This window comes from Synechococcus sp. 1G10 (assembly GCF_002252625.1).
GTDB lineage: Bacteria > Cyanobacteriota > Cyanobacteriia > PCC-6307 > Cyanobiaceae > Regnicoccus_A.
In genome coordinates this window covers 95,910-111,973 of the sequence record NZ_NQKW01000008.1, presented here as the reverse complement: position 1 = coordinate 111,973, position 16,064 = coordinate 95,910, and the positions used below count along the sequence as shown (strand labels likewise).

Annotated in this window: 23 protein-coding genes; 21 read left to right on the top strand and 2 right to left on the bottom strand. The window is 64.5% G+C overall.

What is annotated here, in order from left to right; genetic code table 11:
* Positions 1 to 127 precede the first annotated feature (127 nt).
* The 10 genes from CJZ82_RS09215 to CJZ82_RS09175 all read left to right on the top strand — a co-directional run bounded on the left by CJZ82_RS09215 (position 128) and on the right by CJZ82_RS09175 (position 5,971).
* Positions 128 to 847 (top strand): hypothetical protein, encoded by a 720-nt coding sequence (locus tag CJZ82_RS09215; RefSeq protein ID WP_094555483.1) that lies wholly within the window; start codon positions 128 to 130, stop codon positions 845 to 847.
* A gap of 90 nt (positions 848 to 937) precedes the next feature.
* On the top strand, positions 938 to 1,684 hold the full coding sequence (locus tag CJZ82_RS09210; RefSeq protein WP_094555482.1) for a hypothetical protein: 747 nt from the start codon (positions 938 to 940) through the stop codon (positions 1,682 to 1,684).
* The gene (locus CJZ82_RS09205; protein WP_094555481.1) at positions 1,681 to 1,926 is read left to right on the top strand and encodes a hypothetical protein; all 246 of its coding nucleotides are present in this window, start codon (positions 1,681 to 1,683) and stop codon (positions 1,924 to 1,926) included. The genes CJZ82_RS09210 and CJZ82_RS09205 overlap by 4 nt, the downstream gene beginning before the upstream one ends.
* Entirely contained in the window at positions 1,919 to 2,512 is a 594-nt protein-coding gene (locus CJZ82_RS09200) for a hypothetical protein (protein WP_094555480.1), read from the top strand. Before CJZ82_RS09205 ends, CJZ82_RS09200 begins: the two co-directional genes overlap by 8 nt.
* On the top strand, positions 2,512 to 2,820 hold the full coding sequence (locus CJZ82_RS09195; RefSeq protein WP_094555479.1) for a hypothetical protein: 309 nt from the start codon (positions 2,512 to 2,514) through the stop codon (positions 2,818 to 2,820). Before CJZ82_RS09200 ends, CJZ82_RS09195 begins: the two co-directional genes overlap by 1 nt.
* Positions 2,817 to 3,584, top strand: a complete 768-nt coding sequence (locus tag CJZ82_RS09190; RefSeq protein WP_094555478.1) for a Bro-N domain-containing protein — start codon at positions 2,817 to 2,819, stop codon at positions 3,582 to 3,584. Before CJZ82_RS09195 ends, CJZ82_RS09190 begins: the two co-directional genes overlap by 4 nt.
* Positions 3,584 to 3,829, top strand: a complete 246-nt coding sequence (locus CJZ82_RS17835) for a helix-turn-helix domain-containing protein (RefSeq protein ID WP_143593600.1) — start codon at positions 3,584 to 3,586, stop codon at positions 3,827 to 3,829. The genes CJZ82_RS09190 and CJZ82_RS17835 overlap by 1 nt, the downstream gene beginning before the upstream one ends.
* A 64-nt stretch (positions 3,830 to 3,893) precedes the next feature.
* Complete coding sequence (locus CJZ82_RS09185) at positions 3,894 to 4,190, top strand: AbrB/MazE/SpoVT family DNA-binding domain-containing protein (RefSeq protein WP_094555477.1); 297 nt, start codon at positions 3,894 to 3,896, stop codon at positions 4,188 to 4,190.
* On the top strand, positions 4,177 to 4,626 hold the full coding sequence (locus tag CJZ82_RS09180; RefSeq protein ID WP_233130157.1) for a type II toxin-antitoxin system VapC family toxin: 450 nt from the start codon (positions 4,177 to 4,179) through the stop codon (positions 4,624 to 4,626). The genes CJZ82_RS09185 and CJZ82_RS09180 overlap by 14 nt, the downstream gene beginning before the upstream one ends.
* A 4-nt stretch (positions 4,627 to 4,630) precedes the next feature.
* On the top strand, positions 4,631 to 5,971 hold the full coding sequence (locus CJZ82_RS09175) for a DUF6880 family protein (protein ID WP_094555475.1): 1,341 nt from the start codon (positions 4,631 to 4,633) through the stop codon (positions 5,969 to 5,971).
* Between the two features lie 90 nt (positions 5,972 to 6,061).
* Here the strand turns inward: CJZ82_RS09175 and CJZ82_RS09170 are convergent, their stop codons facing one another.
* A complete protein-coding gene (locus CJZ82_RS09170; protein WP_094555474.1) occupies positions 6,062 to 7,276 on the bottom strand; it encodes a hypothetical protein in 1,215 nt (404 codons plus the stop codon).
* 948 nt (positions 7,277 to 8,224) lie between these two features.
* On the opposite strand from CJZ82_RS09170, the gene CJZ82_RS09165 reads away from it, so the two are divergent.
* From CJZ82_RS09165 to CJZ82_RS09125, 10 genes are all read left to right on the top strand, one after another.
* On the top strand, positions 8,225 to 8,722 hold the full coding sequence (locus CJZ82_RS09165; RefSeq protein WP_143593599.1) for an SLOG family protein: 498 nt from the start codon (positions 8,225 to 8,227) through the stop codon (positions 8,720 to 8,722).
* A gap of 49 nt (positions 8,723 to 8,771) precedes the next feature.
* Positions 8,772 to 9,404 (top strand): siphovirus Gp157 family protein, encoded by a 633-nt coding sequence (locus CJZ82_RS09160; protein WP_094555472.1) that lies wholly within the window; start codon positions 8,772 to 8,774, stop codon positions 9,402 to 9,404.
* A 109-nt stretch (positions 9,405 to 9,513) separates the two neighbouring features.
* Complete coding sequence (locus tag CJZ82_RS09155; RefSeq protein ID WP_094555471.1) at positions 9,514 to 9,723, top strand: hypothetical protein; 210 nt, start codon at positions 9,514 to 9,516, stop codon at positions 9,721 to 9,723.
* Positions 9,724 to 9,758: 35 nt separating this feature from the next.
* Complete coding sequence (locus tag CJZ82_RS18945) at positions 9,759 to 9,890, top strand: RAD52 family DNA repair protein (RefSeq protein WP_233130156.1); 132 nt, start codon at positions 9,759 to 9,761, stop codon at positions 9,888 to 9,890.
* Positions 9,891 to 10,213: 323 nt separating this feature from the next.
* Entirely contained in the window at positions 10,214 to 10,882 is a 669-nt protein-coding gene (locus CJZ82_RS09150) for a hypothetical protein (RefSeq protein ID WP_143593598.1), read from the top strand.
* Positions 10,875 to 11,195 carry a hypothetical protein gene (locus CJZ82_RS09145; protein ID WP_094555469.1) on the top strand — a complete coding sequence of 107 codons (321 nt, stop codon included), beginning with the start codon at positions 10,875 to 10,877 and terminating at the stop codon, positions 11,193 to 11,195. The genes CJZ82_RS09150 and CJZ82_RS09145 overlap by 8 nt, the downstream gene beginning before the upstream one ends.
* A 302-nt stretch (positions 11,196 to 11,497) precedes the next feature.
* On the top strand, positions 11,498 to 11,878 hold the full coding sequence (locus CJZ82_RS09140) for a hypothetical protein (RefSeq protein WP_094555468.1): 381 nt from the start codon (positions 11,498 to 11,500) through the stop codon (positions 11,876 to 11,878).
* Positions 11,862 to 13,877 carry a phage terminase large subunit family protein gene (locus tag CJZ82_RS09135; RefSeq protein WP_094555467.1) on the top strand — a complete coding sequence of 672 codons (2,016 nt, stop codon included), beginning with the start codon at positions 11,862 to 11,864 and terminating at the stop codon, positions 13,875 to 13,877. Before CJZ82_RS09140 ends, CJZ82_RS09135 begins: the two co-directional genes overlap by 17 nt.
* Positions 13,878 to 13,948: 71 nt before the next feature.
* Positions 13,949 to 14,545 (top strand): transposase, encoded by a 597-nt coding sequence (locus CJZ82_RS09130; protein ID WP_094555466.1) that lies wholly within the window; start codon positions 13,949 to 13,951, stop codon positions 14,543 to 14,545.
* Entirely contained in the window at positions 14,546 to 14,899 is a 354-nt protein-coding gene (locus tag CJZ82_RS09125; protein WP_094555465.1) for a transposase, read from the top strand. It begins immediately after the preceding gene.
* A gap of 101 nt (positions 14,900 to 15,000) precedes the next feature.
* Here CJZ82_RS09125 and CJZ82_RS09120 read toward each other — a convergent pair whose 3' ends face one another.
* On the bottom strand, positions 15,001 to 15,561 hold the full coding sequence (locus CJZ82_RS09120; RefSeq protein ID WP_094555464.1) for a hypothetical protein: 561 nt from the start codon (positions 15,559 to 15,561) through the stop codon (positions 15,001 to 15,003).
* Between the two features lie 212 nt (positions 15,562 to 15,773).
* Here CJZ82_RS09120 and CJZ82_RS09115 point away from each other — a divergent pair, with 212 nt between their 5' ends.
* Positions 15,774 to 15,956, top strand: coding sequence for a tyrosine-type recombinase/integrase (locus CJZ82_RS09115; RefSeq protein ID WP_094555549.1), 183 nt, complete (start codon positions 15,774 to 15,776; stop codon positions 15,954 to 15,956).
* Positions 15,957 to 16,064: the final 108 nt, after the last annotated feature.

Below are 16,064 nucleotides of genomic sequence, written 5' to 3'. Positions count from 1 at the left end.
GCAACAGGCCAAGCGCATCCTCAACAGGCTTGGTACTGACCGGTCCTGACATGCCAAGACATGACAGGCTATGGCTGCGCGTGCCAAGTTTGTCTTAGCTTCTCGCTAAGAACTCGGAGTTCAGAACGTGGCGATCACCTACGCGGAGCTGCTTGAGCACCAGGAGGAGAACCGCGCTGCATTCGGACGAATGCTGCTGAACTGGCGCAGACGCAACGGCTGGACCCAGTACACCGCCTGCAGCTGGGCGGAAGAGGTTGGCTTCGAGACGATCTCCTACGGCAACCTCTCGGTGATCGAGCAGGGCAAGGCCGGCGAGCTGCGCCAGAAGGCCTTCTGGCAACTGGGGGAACTCAACCGCCGGATCGCCAATGAGGAGTGGGGCTCGCTCAAGGATCAGGCGATCAAGGAGAAGCTGAAGGGCGCGGTTGCCATCGGGGACAGCGACTGCCCGGTCTGGACACCACTGGAATTCTGGGCCTGCTATTGCGGCCTGCGCGAGGTGCCGGATGCGTTCCGCACCACTCCAGCCCCCACCATCGGCCAGCGCAAGGCCACCGAGCTGTCGGCCAAGTGGCGCAACCAGCTGCGGCGGGTCGTCGATGAGTGCGAGCTCGAGCCCAGCGAGGCCATCACCGCCCTGGCGGCAGAAGCCAGCGATGAGCACCGCAAGCGCTTCTACGCCGTCCTCACCGGTTTTGGCGACTACAAGCCAGAGGAGCTGGCCCCCCTCTGGATCGAGGCCGACCTGTATCAGCCCAAGCGCTGGCTTGATCAGTGGGAGACTGCCAACCGCCAGCCGCGCAAACCCGGCAACGGCAAGGGCAAGAAGCCCGTCACAGCCTGATGGCTAGGAATTAACAGCCGCTACTGATGCGGCTTCTAGTAGAAAGCTCTAAGATCCGGATCAGCGGGCAACCGCCCGATCTGATCCCCCATGGTCACACCATCCAGGCCCGCGGAGGGCCTGTGCCATCAACCCCCTGAGCAACAGCTCACCCACGCTCTGGCCTGCTTCCAGGCCGAAGTGCCCGCCATCCCCTGCCCCGACCTGGGCGCCGTCGCGGAGGCTGCCCGCCCTGCTTTCCGCCAGGGCATCGGCTGGTCCGCCCAACTGGACGAGCAGCAGGGTCGCTCCAGGCTGCAGGTCACGGTGAGGCACGCCGCTGGCGCTGAGCTCAGCAGTGAGGCCTGGGCCGACGAAACCGGCGATCTGGCCGGAATGACCGGCTTGATGCTGGCCATGCTGCTGGGCATTCCTGTATCCCCACAGGCTCAGGCTGCAAAGCCCTGTGACATTGCAGAACTATGTGAAGTCGACAAGTCTGACGGATCGCTGACGGCTGTGGCTCGGCCGGAGCCCGATGGCGAGGCACAAGCTTCAGGCCAGCAGGTCGAGGCCCGGGCCGGCAGCAGCGCCAACCCCGATGAAGGTGGCGACCCAGCACTGCTTCCCCTCACTGCTGAGGAGATCAGCGGCTACCACCGCCGCGTGCTGGATCTGCCCCAGGCCTCCCGCCGTGAGCTGACCAATGCCTTCCGCGAGCACTTCCAGGTGCCCCGCAGCGCTCGCTCGATCGGTGATCGCATCACCCAGCACAGGCATGGCGACTTCATCGAGCGCTTCCTCGAGGAATGCCAGGGCATGGAGCCGGATGTCGTTCCCACGCCGTCTGCCCCATGAGCCCGAGCCATCGCCCCAGGCCGCCCCGTCGCTACGGCGAGCAGCCCCGCTCAGTGGCCGGCCGCCACTTCATCCAGACCCAGGTGCGCACCGATGTCTATCTGCGGATCCGCGAGCTGATGGAGGCCCGCAACCTCTCCGCCAGCGGAGCGGTGCACCACCTGCTGCGGGAGCGCTTTGGCCTGCCGCCGCTTCCTCCCTTCGATCAACCGACCGTTTCACCCGATTCACACCATGGCTAAGGACCTGTTCCGCACGCCCCTCGCCGCCGTGCGCTGGGCCCATCTGATCACCCCAAGGCATCAGCTCGACAAGAGCAAACCGCTGGCCTGGACCTGCGACCTGCTGCTGCCCAACGCCGACGAGAGGGCGCAATCCTTCCTGCTGGCGATGGAGGATCAGTTCATCGCCTTGCACGGCAGCCGCAAACGCCGTGCGGAGAAGGGCTTCCCCTGGAAGGCCGACAAGGACAAGCCCAGCGAGCTCACCGTGGTGCGCTTCAAGATCCCGCAGTTCCAGCGGCGCGATGGCTCCCTCTCCGAGGGGCCCCGCATCGTCGATGCGAAAAAGCAGTCCTGGGATGGGGCCGCCATCGGCAACGGCTCCAAGGTGATCATCGCCTTCGACATCTACGACTGGGACGGCGAGAACGGCTGCGGCATGACCTTCCAGCCGCGGGCCATCCAGGTGGTCGAGTTCGTGCCCTACGAGCAGGTGGATCCCACCGACGGCTTCGACGAGCTCGACGGCTACTCCGCGGTCAACACATCCACCGGCTCCGGCACCAGTGACTGGGCCGCCGATGACGACGAGGAGGCACCGTTCTGATGACCCACCTCCACAGTGTCCGCGGCGGTGTTGGCGGCGGACGCCTCCAGGGGGGCAAACCCCAGCTGCCGGCCTTCTGCCGCACCCGCCGGCCCACCACCACCGTCTATGTGAGCAGCCTGCGAGACCTGTACCGGCTGGTGCTGCTGGTCCTGGTTTTCCAGCTGAGCACCCTGCTGCTGGTGATCGCTGGGCCAGTCCCGCCGCGGCTCACGCCGGCACCAACAACCTCTCGCACCTTCATCACCTCCGCAGCTGACATGGCCACCGGCGGATCCACCCCTGTCACACCGAGTCAGGTCCCATGAGCAGCAACGAATCCCCCCTGGTGCCCTTCGAGTTCGAGGGCCTTCAGGTCCGGGTCATCACCGATGAGAAGGGCCAACCCTGGTTCGTCGCCGCCGATGTCTGCAGCGTGCTGGGCATCGGCAATCCACGTCAGGCCATGAGCCGCTTGGATGACGACGAGAAGGGTGTCATTTCAACTGACACCCCTGGCGGCGAGCAGGTCATGACCACCGTCAACGAGCCGGGTCTCTACAATCTGGTGATAGGCAGCCGCAAGCCGGAGGCCAGGCGTTTCAAGCGCTGGGTCACCCACGAGGTGCTGCCCACCATCCGCCGTACCGGCCGCTATGCCATCCCCGGTGCTCTGGCCGCCCTGCCAGCAGCGCAGCAGGACAGCGTCAGCGCCCTGCTGCTGATCGGTCAGGCCGTGGCCCAGGTCCCCGGCGTGAAACCCGGCATCGCCATGGCTGCCACGCTCACCTGCATCCAGGAGAACACCGGGCTGGCGACCGAAACCCTGCGGCGGGCGCTGCCGGCAGCGGAGCAGCCGATCTGCTCCCTCAATCCCACTGGGCTCGGGCAGTTGCTGGGCATGAAGGCCAAGGACACGAACCAACACCTCGCCGCCTGCGGGCTGCAGGTCCGCAACCAGCGTGGGGAGTGGGAGCTCACCGATGCCGGCCGGCACTGGGGAGAAGCACTGCCGTATTGCCGCCAGGGGCACAGCGGCTATCAGATCCTCTGGAACCCCGCCGTTGTTGACGTGGTGCGGGAGCTGGGCTGATGGAGAGTCAGACCACACCACCCACATCTGGGCGCCAGAGGGTCTGGGTCACGACGGCAGAAGCCTGCGCAGCGCTGGGCATGAGCCGCGAAACCCTCCGCCAGCTGCGGTTGCGGGGGGTGCTCACACCCGGCAAGCACTACCGCCGCTGGGGATGCACCCAGGGCCGGGGCCCGCTGCAGTGGCACCTTGAAAACGTGGAGGCCACGATCACCGGTTGGAGCCGGCGGCATCTCCAGCGCTGAACCACTCAAACTGGATGTAGAGTCGTGTATCTACAACAGGCCGACTGCGGCCGAGCTGGCTCCTTTGGCGCAGTCCCAGCCCAGTGACCATTCTGTTGATGCCGGCCGGCACTTCCAGCAAGCGATCCGCCGCTGGGGCAACAGCCTGGCGGTGCGGCTCCCCGCCGATTGCCTGCGTCAGGCCGGCCTGCAGGAGGGTGATCAGATCGAGATCGTCGTCGGGGCCGACGGCCGACTGAGCCTGGAGCCTTTGCAGCGGCTGGATCGCTCTGCTCTTGCCGCCGATCTGCGCCAACTGCAGGCCACCATGCCCCTCACCCCATCGGTGATCGAGGAGTGCCGCGCCGGTGAGCGCTGGTGATGGCGGGCCATCAATGATTTACCTCGACACCAGCGTGGTGGTGGCCCTGCTGACCCCGGAAGAACGCAGCCCCCTGGCGCTGAACTGGTTTGAGCAGTGCCGCGAACCATTGATCAGCAGCGACTGGCTGATCACCGAGACCCACAGCGCCCTGGGCATCAAGCAGCGCCAGCATGGCCTCAGCCAGGAGGCTCGAGCGGCCGCAGGAGAGCAGTTCGAGCGACTGCTGCAGGGCGGCGTTGAGCTGCGTTCGCTGGACCGCGGTCGCTTTCGCCAGGCGGCCGAGCTGCTGCAGGATCCAGGGCTCGGCCTGCGGGCCGGTGATGCCCTGCATCTGGCCGTGGCCCTCCACAGCCGCTGCTCCCACCTGGCCAGCTTCGACGGACGGATGCAGCAAGCCGCCGCTGTCCTGGGCCTGAGTCCAGCACTGGCTTAGGGCGGTGGCCAGCAAGCGCACCCTCAACGCCAAGAACCTGGAAGCCCTGGGTGCTGCAGCGCTGGCTGAGCTGTTGATCGAGGTGAGCGGTGGCAACGCCGTGATCCAGCGGCGGCTGCGCCTTGCCCTGGCCGCTGCCGAGGGGGTCGATGGCGCCGTTCAGGAAGTGCGCAAACGCCTGACCGCGATCGACCGGGCCAGCACCTTTGTGGATTCGGCCAGACGCAAAGCCCTCGTGGCTGATCTGGAGGCGCAGCTCCAGGCGATCATCGGTCCGATCGCGGCCGGTGATCCCAGGCAGGCATGCGATCTCCTACTGCGTTTCCTTGAACTCTCCGAGGGTGTGCTGGCGCGCTGCACAGACACCACCGGGGCGGTGATCGGGGTATTCGAGCGGGGCGCCGAGCAGCTGGGCCCGCTGGCCCAGGCCGCCCAGCTGGAGCCGGAAACACTGGCGCAAGATGCCGCTGAGCTGCTGGCCGAGAACACTTATGAGCAGTTCGATGCGTTGGTGCCAGCGCTGAAAGACGCCCTGGGCGACTGGGGCCTGAAGCTGCTGGGGAGCTACTGCCGCCAGCATGGCGCCCACGACGGCAACACCCACCTTCTCCAGATCGCCGTGGCCCGCGGTGATGTGGATGGCTACCTGGCCCAGTTCACTGCGGAGGATCTGCGCTGGCGCGACATCGCCGCCACCGTGGCCCAACACCTTCTGACTTCCGGGCGGGCGGAGCAGGCCCTGGAGATCCTCGATGAAGCGACAGAAGACGCCGCAGGTTTTGAGGATTCGCAGTGGCACGACAGCCGCATCGCCGTGCTCGAGGCCCTGAATCGCCAGGTGGAAGCCCAGGAGATGCGCTGGCAGTGGTTCAGCAGGACCCTCTCGATCCCGCACCTGCGCGACTACCTCAAGCGCCTTGAAGACTTTGAGGATGTGGAAGCGGAAGAGCGGGCCCTGCAGGTGGCCGAGCAGCATCCGATCAGCCTGCTAGGCCTGCACTTCCTGGTGGAATGGCCGGCACTGGCCCTCGCCGCACGCCATGTGCTGGCCCATGAGGACGAGTGGGAGGGGGATGCCTACGCGATTCACAGCGCCGCCGCGGAACGCCTGAGTAAGGACTATCCACTCGCCGCCACGCTGCTGTTGCGGCCGATGGTGTTCTTTGCGTTGTGGATGGGGCGAGCCAAGCGCTACCGCTACGCCGCCGAGCAGCTGCGCAGCTGTGAACAGCTGGCTGCCCGCATCGACGACTGGCAGGTGCATCCCGATCACTCGGCCTACGTGGAACGCCTGTACGACATCTATGGGGCGAAGTGGGGGTTCTGGAAGCTGGTGGAGCGATGAATGATCTGATCGGTTCTGAATCGCGACCAATCAAGGAATACAAGTATGTGGCGATGTTGGCTTCAAGGCTTGCCAGCAATGCCCGAAGCCTCAGCCGGCTTTGAGCTGCTCCATCCGCTGGGCTGCCCGCTCAAATGCTGCGTCCACTTCATCGTCTCCGATCCAGCGGCTGTAAGCGGCGAGGTGTGTTTCAAGGCTATGGCCCATGGCAGCCGCCACAAACTTGGTGGGCAGCATTGAGCAGAGGGTGTGGGCGCGGTGCGCGTAAGCATGGCGGCAGGAATAGAGCACCAGCTTTTCTCCTTCGGCCTCATACCGCTGCCGAAGTTCAGTCCAAAGTCCTCGGCGGCGCATGTAGAGGCCCATGGCATCGGCTCCGAGTCCGGGTTTCATGGGCGGCAATCGATCAGCTTGGTAGTTGGCTTCAAGGTTCCACTCAGCTGCCCATGGATCGCAGGGCAAGAGCCTGAGCGGCCTGGGTTCGGTCCTGCCACGACTGGAGATCTTCGAGTAGGTGCACCACAGTCGCCCACCACGAAGTTCAAGGTGCTGCAGTTCTTCCGGTCTGAGCCCATAGGCGGAGAGCAGTTGAAAGGCATAGCGCCACTTCGAATCGGGGATCGTCTCCACAAGGGCCAGGATCTCCCCAACGGCAAGAGGCGTCGTGACGGCAGCAGCCTCCCGTTTACGCCCCACATAGGGGCTGAGATCCAGCGGCGGTGCCCACTCAGCCGGCAGGCGGCCCGTATCGACTCCCCAACGGAGGATCGCGGCGGTCTGCTGCACCTGGAGTTGCCGACCGCGACAACCAGGCTGGCTGGCCCAAGGAGCCGTGATGGCCTCCAGCAACTGCACAGGCGTCTCGGCTCGATCAACCGCAGCCAGGATCACCTTCATGCGCCGGGCGTAGATGTTGGTCCACGTCGTTGGCTTGATCTCGCCACTGCCCAGCTTGCGCTCGCGGAACGCCTCGATCAAGGCGGGCCAGCTGATGGGCCCAGCGTTGCTGATGCCGGCTTCCGGCTCCCCTGCCACGGCTTCGATGGCGACCTCAACTGGCTGGCCAGCGACAAGGCCGCGATAGATGGCGAGGGCGGCTTCTCGGATCGCATCAACATTCTCTGGTGCCCAGTCGATCGGCAGCGGCACCTGCCTGCGGCGGCCATCGCCCAGGGCCTCGGAGATATTGACCCGGGCCTTACCCCGCTTCTCATTGACCGTGATTCCGGAGCGGCAGCCCTCCTGGGAGAGGCTGTGGGAGAGACCAGCCCTCAGGACCGTTACCCAGACACTCGGGCGGGGCATGGGAGAGATTCTGGGAGAGATTCCGCCCCACAGGTTGGCATGCAGCGGCATGGACTGCCAAGAGTTGGCAGGGTGGAAAGCAGTGCTGGCAATGCTTTTTGGGCAAGATCCGAGACTGCTCCTGGCTTCTCACAGAAAGGCAAAAGCGAGCTTTGGGAGCACTAGGTCGCAGGTTCGAATCCTGTCGCCCCGATTAGTCACCGTAAGGGTTCTCGGCGAAACCGGGGGCCCTTGTTTTTTGACATGCAAGAGAAAGTGCAAGAGAAACTCGCCTCCTGTTGGCCTTTCAAGGGTTTTAGGCCGCTCAGCGGAGCCCGTCGGTGGTCGCTGGGCACGTAAGCCGGTGATTGATCTGCCTGAAGCAGCCCGGGACTTTCTCTTGCATCTCTTGCAGTTGGCCGCTCAAAAAGAAGGCGCCTCAAGAGCAGAAGGACTGAGACCACCCGGCGGCGGGGATGCAGGGTGTCACGCGGCGCAAGGGCAGGCAAGTCGGCTGCGCCGACCCTTGCGCTCGCGTGAATCTGATCTCCCCTCGCCGCCGCCGGGATGGGCTTGCTCAGGTCACGCCTGCCCAGCAGCTTTCCCGCGGCTGCGGTGCCGCCACTCATCCGGCCGGTAGGTGATAGATCAGGAGCGCCGGTGGCCTTGGGATACCTCGCGCGGCTGCGCGGCTGTCCATCAGGCCTGAGCCCCAGGCCGGCCGCAAAGATGGCCAGCTGGCTGTCACCCATTCGAGGTCCGTGAGCATGAGCCAGAACCCCTCAGATCCAAGTCATCGCAGTGTCTCTGCAGTGTCTAAAGTGCATTTGTACTGGTAGAATGTGGGTCGCGCCAAAGGCCCCGAGCCCATCGCCTGCGGCAACCTCATCCCCTGATCTCGCCATCACCGCCGCACTCTCACAAGCGGCATGATGCCCCGATCAGTTGTCACCTGCGGCAACTGATTCCATGGCTTTTTGTACTTCATCCGGGCCCGCAAGGAGCCCCGGTAGCTCCCTTGTGATCGCGGCTGGCGGCGGCCGTGATCTGGCCTGGCCCCATCAGCGGGTCGCCGCTGAGCTGCTGGCCCGCAGTGGCGGCCGGCTGGTTCATCTGCTGCTCCATGGCGGAGCACGAGGAGCTGATGCCGCCATTGCCCGTGCCGCCCATCAGCTGGGTTGGTCGGCGCTGGTCATGCCAGCCGAGTGGCAGCGCCATGGCCGGGCTGCCGGTCCGATCCGCAATCGGGAGCTCATCGAGCTGGCCGTTGCCCGGGCCGTGGCCCACACCTCACCTGGTGTCTCCACCTCGGTGCTGGTGGTGGCCTTCCCCGGCGGGCCCGGCACGGCCTCGCTGGTGAGAGAAGCCCGCCGCATGGCCTCCCGCTCCCCGGTGCCGATCGCCGTGGTCGAGGTCAGCCCATCCGCCGCTCGCTGGGCCAAGCCCGCTTCTGCCTCTTGCCCCTGAAGCCTTCCGCGCCTGTTGGCGCTTCGTTCCCCATCCCCTTTTCACTGTCATGCCTGTTCTCACCCCCATAGCCGTCGCTCCTGGCATTGCCCCAGCTGTGGCTGCTCCAGAAGCCGCCGGTCCCGCCACCTCCATCCGCCGCTCCGGCTCCCTCTGGCAGCTGGGCATCGAGGCCCGGGAGCTCACCACCGTCATCAGCCAGCTGGCCGAGCAGCTGGAGGCCGATGAGCCCGAGCAACGCAGCCGCGCCCTCGCTGAGTTGGAGGCCGCCCTTCTCGCAGACGAGGGCAACAAGCAGGCCCTGGCGGCCAAGGCCGATGCCACCTGCTGGGTGATCGAGCACCTGCGCGGCCAGGCCGCCTACCGGCAGCAGCAGGCCAAGCGGCTTACCGATCTCGCCCGCTCCGATGCCGGTCGGGCCGAGTCCCTTGAGGACTCCCTCGTTCTGGTGCTCACCCGGCTGCAGCCGGGGGCCACCCGCTTCTCCTTCCCCAACCACGAGCTGAGCAGCCGCAAATCCCAGGCCGTTGAGATCGACGACGAGCAGGCCCTGGCACAGGAGTGGCTGGTGACGAAGACCACCAGCCAACCGGATAAGGCCGCCATCAAGGAAGCACTGAAGGCCGGCCACCAGATCGCCGGCGTCCAACTGGTGTCGCGCCGCAGCTGGCGCATCCACTGAGCGGGGAGCCAGAGGCCACCTCGATACGGGTCCGCTGCAGAGGCGGGCCCATGTCATCCATTGCGAGCCATCACCACTCAGTCCGTCGCCACCTCACACCACGACAGCTATGGATCTCTCCCCCTACGTCAGCGCCAGCTCCACCACCACACCCACCAGCCCCAGGCCCAGTGGTCACATCTGGTCCACCCGCCTGGCCAGCTGGGTGGTGCCGATCACCCGCCAACCAGGCCGCCGGCCCTCCCCGGATCACATCCACTGCAGCGAACCGCCCTGCTGGGTGCTGATCGAACCGCCGCAGAAAACCGCCGCCCACTGATCCCGAACCCTGTTCCCACTCACCCCCTCGATGCCATGACCTGCACGTTCTCCGCCGAGCAGATTCAGTCCCTCTCCGCCCCCCTCGATCGCGCCAAGGTTCGCCAGCGCGAACAGGGCCGCACCAAGGTCAGCTACCTGGAGGGCTGGCAGGTGATGTCGTACTGACATGCTTTGTTGCTAGGGCGTTGCCTAGAGGCGCCACTGGCGCTCGGTCAGGCACATCGCGAAGCAAAGCAGCGCAAGCGGCAGGAGGCGGCCACCATGCCATAGCCCGGAATGCCGAGAGTAGTGATACCTACCTACTGTTACTTGTAGTGAGCAAGGATAGCCGAGGGGGTGGCACTTATAGGTTCTTCCTGAGGGTTTGTTACATGCGGGGCCCCGGCTCCTCGCTTTTTCGCTAGTGCCAGACTTTTCCCGGTTAAACTGGCCCAGTTTAACTTCTGGGTGTTAAACTGGGGAGAAGCGAATCTCCGAGGATGCTTGCCATGACTGGCCAGCTGCAGATCCCGGTCAACCCGCTGCTGAATGGTCGAGTGGATGCAGTGGCGCCGCCTGACTGCATCCAGCAGGCAGTGGTGAAACGACCGATCCGCCGCAGAAATGCGCAAGATTTCCGGCACGAGTCTGCCGTCGAAATCGTGAAGGAGCTGGAGCGCGACGGGATGGAGCTGTTTGGGTTCACCCGTGGGCAGTTCAGCTTGTCCGATCTGATTGAGGCGCTACTGGAGAAGATCGGACCGGCAAGAATGGAGATCAGCACATGGACCGCTGCCCATGCCGACGTAGAGCGGATGATGCTGCTGATGCAATCAGGGAAGGTGACCGCCTGCCGGTGGTTGGTGGATCAGACTTTTGTGAGGCGAGTGCCGGAACTGGCCGCCAGGATACGGGAGACGTTTGGAGATGACAGCATCAGGGTGACCAGGACGCACGCCAAGTTCGTGACGCTGCGCAGCGAAGAATGGGCCGTAGCGCTGCGGAGCAGCATGAACCTGAACCAGAACCCACGGCTGGAGAGCTTCCAGGTTGGACATGATCCTGAGCTGTGCGACTTCCTGAGCGCTGCCCTGGATGACGTCTGGAGGAGGCAGGACAAGAGCCTCTCCCTGGCGTCAACCAGCGACCAGCTGAAGTGTTATAGCGATCATGGATGAAATCAGCGAAATCACTGTCACTACGCCAGCCGAGCCGCCGCCGGTGGAGGCGGTGATCGAGTGGCTGCTGACTGGAGCAAGTGAACGGCAGGTAAAGGAGGCGCTGGCCCAGACCTACCCGGACGCCAACTGCGGGGCAGTGATGACAACCGTGCAGCAATATCTAGCGCAAGCTGGACAACCTAACGCCAACTCAGTGCGCGGCTGGGCGCTGCTGAGTTACAGGAGATTGTACCAGGAGATGCTGCGAGTAGGTGACTATAACGGCTGCCGGCAGGTGGTGAAAGAGATTTGCGCACTGGTGAAGACTTAACCATGCCGTGGATCAGCCAGAAACTGTTTGCAGAGAAGGTGGGATGCACCGCTGCGAACGTGACAACCGGCATCCGGCGAGGGCGGATTGCGCCGGAGTGGGTGAAACGCCAGGATCGCAGCGTATTGATCAACACCGAAGCCATACCCGACTGGCAGTCAACAACCAAAGGAAAGAAGACCGGAAGCAAGCAGCCAATGCGGCCACCATTGCCACAGCCAACAGCACCGGCAACACCCGGCCCATGGCCGCCACCGCCACCGGCAACCACTCAGCGGCAGCCGGATGAACCGCTTGATGCGGTGCCATCCCTGCTGTGGGGCCAGGTGCCAAAAGACGGGGATGCAGAGAAGCTGGCGGCTGAGCTGGATCAGGCGCAAGCGCAGGCGGATGACAGCAGCGCCAGGCAGCCACGAGCTGAATCAGAGCGCCGGTCAGCGGAGCTACGTGCGCGACTGCTGGAGATCGACCTGGCACGGGAGGAGATGGAGCTGATGGATGCGCGGGCGATCAAGAAAGCATGGTTCGAGGCAGGACGGCAGATCCTGCAGCGGCTGATGGGACTGCCGGTGCGGCTGGCGTCAGACCTGGCAGCGATGGATGACGCCGCAGAGATCGCGATCCTGCTGGAGCGCGAGATGACAACTGCATTGGAGAGGCTGGCCGGTGACATGCCCTGCTGAGGATGCAATAGGTGCCCTGATCGCAGGGCTGACGCCTGACCCGCTGCTGCCAGTGGACAAGTGGGCGGATCAGTTCCGCGTGCTGAGCACTCGGGCGAGTTCAGAGCCGGGGCCGTGGCGCACAAGCCGGACACCGTATCTGGCGGAGGTGATGCGGAGTCTCAGCCGCTCCGAGCCGGTGCAGGAGGTGTGTGTGGTGGCCGGGGCACAGCTGGGGAAGACGGAATGCGGGATCAACTGGATCGGCGCAACGATCGACACCTCGCCGGGGCCGATGCTGTGCGTGCAGCCAACGGTTGACCTGGCGAAGCGGTTCAGCCGGCAGCGGGTGACACCATTGATCGAAGAAGCGCCGCGACTGAAGGCGAAGATCCGCCCGGCGCGGGAACGGGACAGCGGCAACACCGTGCTGAGCAAGGAATATCCGGGCGGCATCATGATGATCACCGGCGCAAACAGCGCAGCGGGGTTGCGATCAATGCCGATCCGCGACCTGTTCATGGATGAGATTGATGCCTACCCGGGCGACGTGGATGGGGAAGGCGACCCGGTGGACCTGGCGATGGCGAGAACCAGGACGTTCACGCGGAAGAAAGTGCTGCTCACCAGTACACCAACGCTGGCGTCAAGATCACGCATCTGGTCGATCTGGGAACAATCCGATCAGCGGGTGTTCCAGGTGGCTTGTCCTGATTGCGGGCACCGGCAAGTGCTCGAATGGAGCCGGATCCACTACGACCCGAAGGACTTGAGAGCAGGTGCAACGCTTGCCTGTGAAGGATGCGGCGTGCTGATCGAGGAACGGCACAAGCCACGAATGCTGGCGGGCGGCCAGTGGAAAGCATTGAATCCCGGCGCCAAGATTCACGGCTACCACATCAACAGCCTTTACAGCCCACTGGGATGGTTCAGCTGGGCGGATGCTGCGGAGCTGTATGAGAAGGCGAAGGATGATGAGCAGCGGTTACGGGTGTTCACCAACACCGTGCTGGCGCTGCCGTGGCAGGAAAACGGCGAGGCGCCGGATTGGGAAGCGCTCTACCGCAGGCGAGATACCTATCAGCGGGGCAAAGTACCTGCCGGTGGCGTCGTCGTCACCGCTGGCGTTGACATCCAACGGGATCGGATTGAGCTGGAGATTGTGGCATGGGGTCAGAACCTGGAGAGCTGGAGCGTGGATTATGTGGTGTTGCCGGGTGATACTGCTGTGATTCAGATTGACCCGGTAGTGCCGTGTGTTTGGCGTGATCTGGCGGCGGAGTTGGGGCGATCGTTACCGACTGCTGTGGGAGCTTCGCTGAAGATCAGCAAGGTTGCGGTTGACTCTGGCGACCAAAGCCAGACGGTTTACAGCTGGGTGCGTAGCCAGCACGATTCAAGAATCATGGCAACAAAAGGCCGCGACAACCTGACCAGCATCCTGGGAATACCGACACCGCAGGATGTAACGATCCGGGGCAAGAAAGTGCTCCGTGGTATCCGGCTGTGGCCTCTGGGTGTGTCCGTAGGGAAGCAAGAGCTCTACGGCTGGCTGCGGCAGCCGCCGCCGCTGAACCCTGGCGACCCGTTCGCACGTGGATTTTGCCACTTCCCTGAGTACCCGGAGGAGCACTTCCAGGGGCTGACGGCGGAGGAGCTGCGCCAATCCCTGCACCGTGGGTTCCCTGTCTACCGATGGGAGAAGGTCCGACCGCGCAACGAGCAGCTCGACTGCCGGATCATGGCAAGGGGTGCCGCGGCAGCGCTGGGAATCGATCGGTGGCCGGAGGAGGAATGGAGGGCCAGGCAAACAGCACTGGAAGGTACGGCAGTGCCAGCCACCGAGCACGTGGTCGCGGTGGCGGAGCCCGATCCCCAGGAGCCTGAGGCACCCAGCAACGCTGGCCCGGAATTACATCACGCCCCCGAGCAGCGGCCAGTTACTCGGGGGCGATCGAAGAGTTCAGGCTGGCTGCAGGGGGGCAGCGGCAGGCGCGGCAGGGGCTGGCTGGGGCGGTAGGGCAAATCCTTGGCAGGCAGCTTGAATGGCGGCTCAGTGCCAGCATCGTCCTCTGGATTTAGTCCCTCAAGATCGATGCCAACCGCAGCGGCTACCAGAAACTGATCCGCTGGGCTTATGGATTCGGCAGCTGCCCGGGGTTTGCCGTAGAAGGCACCGGTTGCTACGGCGCCGGTCTCTGCCGCGCCCTGCAGACAGCAGGGTTGGCAGTGGTGGAGGTGAACAGGCCAGATCGCTCTACCCGGCGTCGCATTGGCAAGGACGATACGATCGATGCGGAGGCCGCAGCACGGGCCTGTATCGCCGGAACGGCCAGCGTCATCCCCAAGGCGGGCGACGCTTTGGTGGAGATGATTCGCATGCTCAAGGTGGCCAAGGATTCGGCCACCGCGAACCGCACTGCTGCTCTCAATCAGCTGCACGCCATCGTGGTGACGGCGCCGGCAGCGTTGCGGGAACGGCTGCAGCGGCTCAAGAGAAAGGAGCTGGTCGAAAGCTGCGCAGGCCTGCGTTCTGGCGAGATCACCACCCCTCTGGCGGCCGCCAAGATGACCCTGCGCACCCTGGCGCGCCGCATCCAGCAGCTGGATCAGGAGCTCAAGGACACCGTGGCGCAGCTGGATCAACTGACCATGCAGCTCTGCCCCGAGTTGCGCAACACCTACTGAGTGGGTGTCGACATCTCCGCCACCCTGGTCGTGGCGGTGGGCGACAACCAGGAACGGATGAAATCCGAGGCCTCGTTCGCCGCCCTCTGTGGTGTCAATCCGCTACCGGCCAGCTCGGGCAAAGTGGTGCGGCACCGGCTGAATCGCAGCGGCAATCGTCAGGCCAACTGCGCCCTGCACCGCATCGTCATCTGCCGGCTGCAGCGGCATCAGCAGACCAAGGAGTACGTCGAGCGCCGCACCGCAGAGGGCCGCTCGATGAAGGAGATCATCCGCTGCCTCAAGCGGTTCGTCGCCCGCGAGGTGTTCGGCATCCTGCGTGGTGGTCCCGCCGTTCGCACGGCAGCGGTCTGATCAGCAGCGGGCTTACTGCAGTCGCCCAGGCTCCCGGCGGAGCCGTTTCCTGCCCTCCATGGCAGGCGGCGGATCCGCCGGAACCAGAGCCGGTCGGCGGATCAACTGTCAACGGGGATCAGCACGTCGAGTAGCTCGGTCCGCAGCGGCTGACCAGCTTGCTCTGGCACGACCAGAACGACGGCCTTGGCCTCGATCAGATCGCTTTCGTCAGCCATGGCCTCGCCACCAGCATCCCAGCTCTCCAGCGCCGCATCCAGCCAGCGGGTCTTTGTTTCCAGGAAGGCGATCGCGTCGTCGGGGCTCCAGCGGGCCTCGCTGCCGCGACAGGGATAGCGCTGCAGAAGCTCCAGGATCCCGATCTCCTGCAGCTCAGGGGTGCTGGTGGGATCGCGCACCAGCACGGTGTGGGCATCGGTGGCGTTGTCGATCAGCTTCTGGATGTCGCTGCGATCGTCGTCATCTTCCAGCACCTGCCAGTCCAGGAGATTCAGCGCCCTCTCCTGAACGGCCTGCACGTCGACCACAGGAACCTGCCGAGCGGCGCTCCCTTGGCTGGGATCGTCGGCCAGGTGCAGCAAGCCATCCGCCGCTCTGCAGATCTGCTGCAGCGACAGCGATGAACCCAGAGCGGCCATCACACTCTCCGCCAGCTCATCCATAGAGAGATCAGTACCGTCTTCTGCCTAACGGACTTGGTCGATGGCCTCCCAGAGCAGCAGCTCAGTGGAGGTGGTGACGTGTTCCACGGCGTGGCCAGCGCTGGTTCACGGCCATCGTGGCCGAGCTGGTCAGATCCGGCTTCTCCTGACCCATCAGCCGAGGGGCACCCAGGGCTTGACAGTCCATAGGAGTGTCACACGGGGAGGCCCCAATGCCGGCCTCCAACGACTTGAAGTGGCGCTACCCGTATTGCAGCCATCTACTGCAGGGCAGCCAGGACATCCGCACGATCAATGAACGACTGGGCCACCAGGACGTGAGCACGACCATGATCTATACCCATGTTCTCAATCGTGTGCAGCTTGGGGTACGCAGCCCGGCGGACATTGTGTAGAGTTGTGAACAAGTGGTTCTCGGGTCCGAGAACCACGGCCAAGCTTTTGGAGATAAATGTGATAGCCTTTGATGAAACGGGGTTCTTGCTAGGCGCCCGATGCCCTTG

Excerpts from the sequence above, each read along its gene's own strand:
- CJZ82_RS09210 (WP_094555482.1), top strand. The coding sequence starts at position 938 with ATGGTCACACCATCCAGGCCCGCGGAGGGCCTGTGCCATCAACCCCCT.
- CJZ82_RS09205 (WP_094555481.1), top strand. The coding sequence starts at position 1,681 with ATGAGCCCGAGCCATCGCCCCAGGCCGCCCCGTCGCTACGGCGAGCAG.
- CJZ82_RS09200 (WP_094555480.1), top strand. The coding sequence starts at position 1,919 with ATGGCTAAGGACCTGTTCCGCACGCCCCTCGCCGCCGTGCGCTGGGCC.
- CJZ82_RS09195 (WP_094555479.1), top strand. The coding sequence starts at position 2,512 with ATGACCCACCTCCACAGTGTCCGCGGCGGTGTTGGCGGCGGACGCCTC.
- CJZ82_RS09190 (WP_094555478.1), top strand. The coding sequence starts at position 2,817 with ATGAGCAGCAACGAATCCCCCCTGGTGCCCTTCGAGTTCGAGGGCCTT.
- CJZ82_RS17835 (WP_143593600.1), top strand. The coding sequence starts at position 3,584 with ATGGAGAGTCAGACCACACCACCCACATCTGGGCGCCAGAGGGTCTGG.
- CJZ82_RS09170 (WP_094555474.1), bottom strand. The coding sequence starts at position 7,276 with ATGCCCCGCCCGAGTGTCTGGGTAACGGTCCTGAGGGCTGGTCTCTCC.
- CJZ82_RS09165 (WP_143593599.1), top strand. The coding sequence starts at position 8,225 with ATGGCTTTTTGTACTTCATCCGGGCCCGCAAGGAGCCCCGGTAGCTCC.
- CJZ82_RS09160 (WP_094555472.1), top strand. The coding sequence starts at position 8,772 with ATGCCTGTTCTCACCCCCATAGCCGTCGCTCCTGGCATTGCCCCAGCT.
- CJZ82_RS09155 (WP_094555471.1), top strand. The coding sequence starts at position 9,514 with ATGGATCTCTCCCCCTACGTCAGCGCCAGCTCCACCACCACACCCACC.
- CJZ82_RS18945 (WP_233130156.1), top strand. The coding sequence starts at position 9,759 with ATGACCTGCACGTTCTCCGCCGAGCAGATTCAGTCCCTCTCCGCCCCC.
- CJZ82_RS09150 (WP_143593598.1), top strand. The coding sequence starts at position 10,214 with ATGACTGGCCAGCTGCAGATCCCGGTCAACCCGCTGCTGAATGGTCGA.
- CJZ82_RS09145 (WP_094555469.1), top strand. The coding sequence starts at position 10,875 with ATGGATGAAATCAGCGAAATCACTGTCACTACGCCAGCCGAGCCGCCG.
- CJZ82_RS09120 (WP_094555464.1), bottom strand. The coding sequence starts at position 15,561 with ATGGATGAGCTGGCGGAGAGTGTGATGGCCGCTCTGGGTTCATCGCTG.
- CJZ82_RS09115 (WP_094555549.1), top strand. The coding sequence starts at position 15,774 with ATGCCGGCCTCCAACGACTTGAAGTGGCGCTACCCGTATTGCAGCCAT.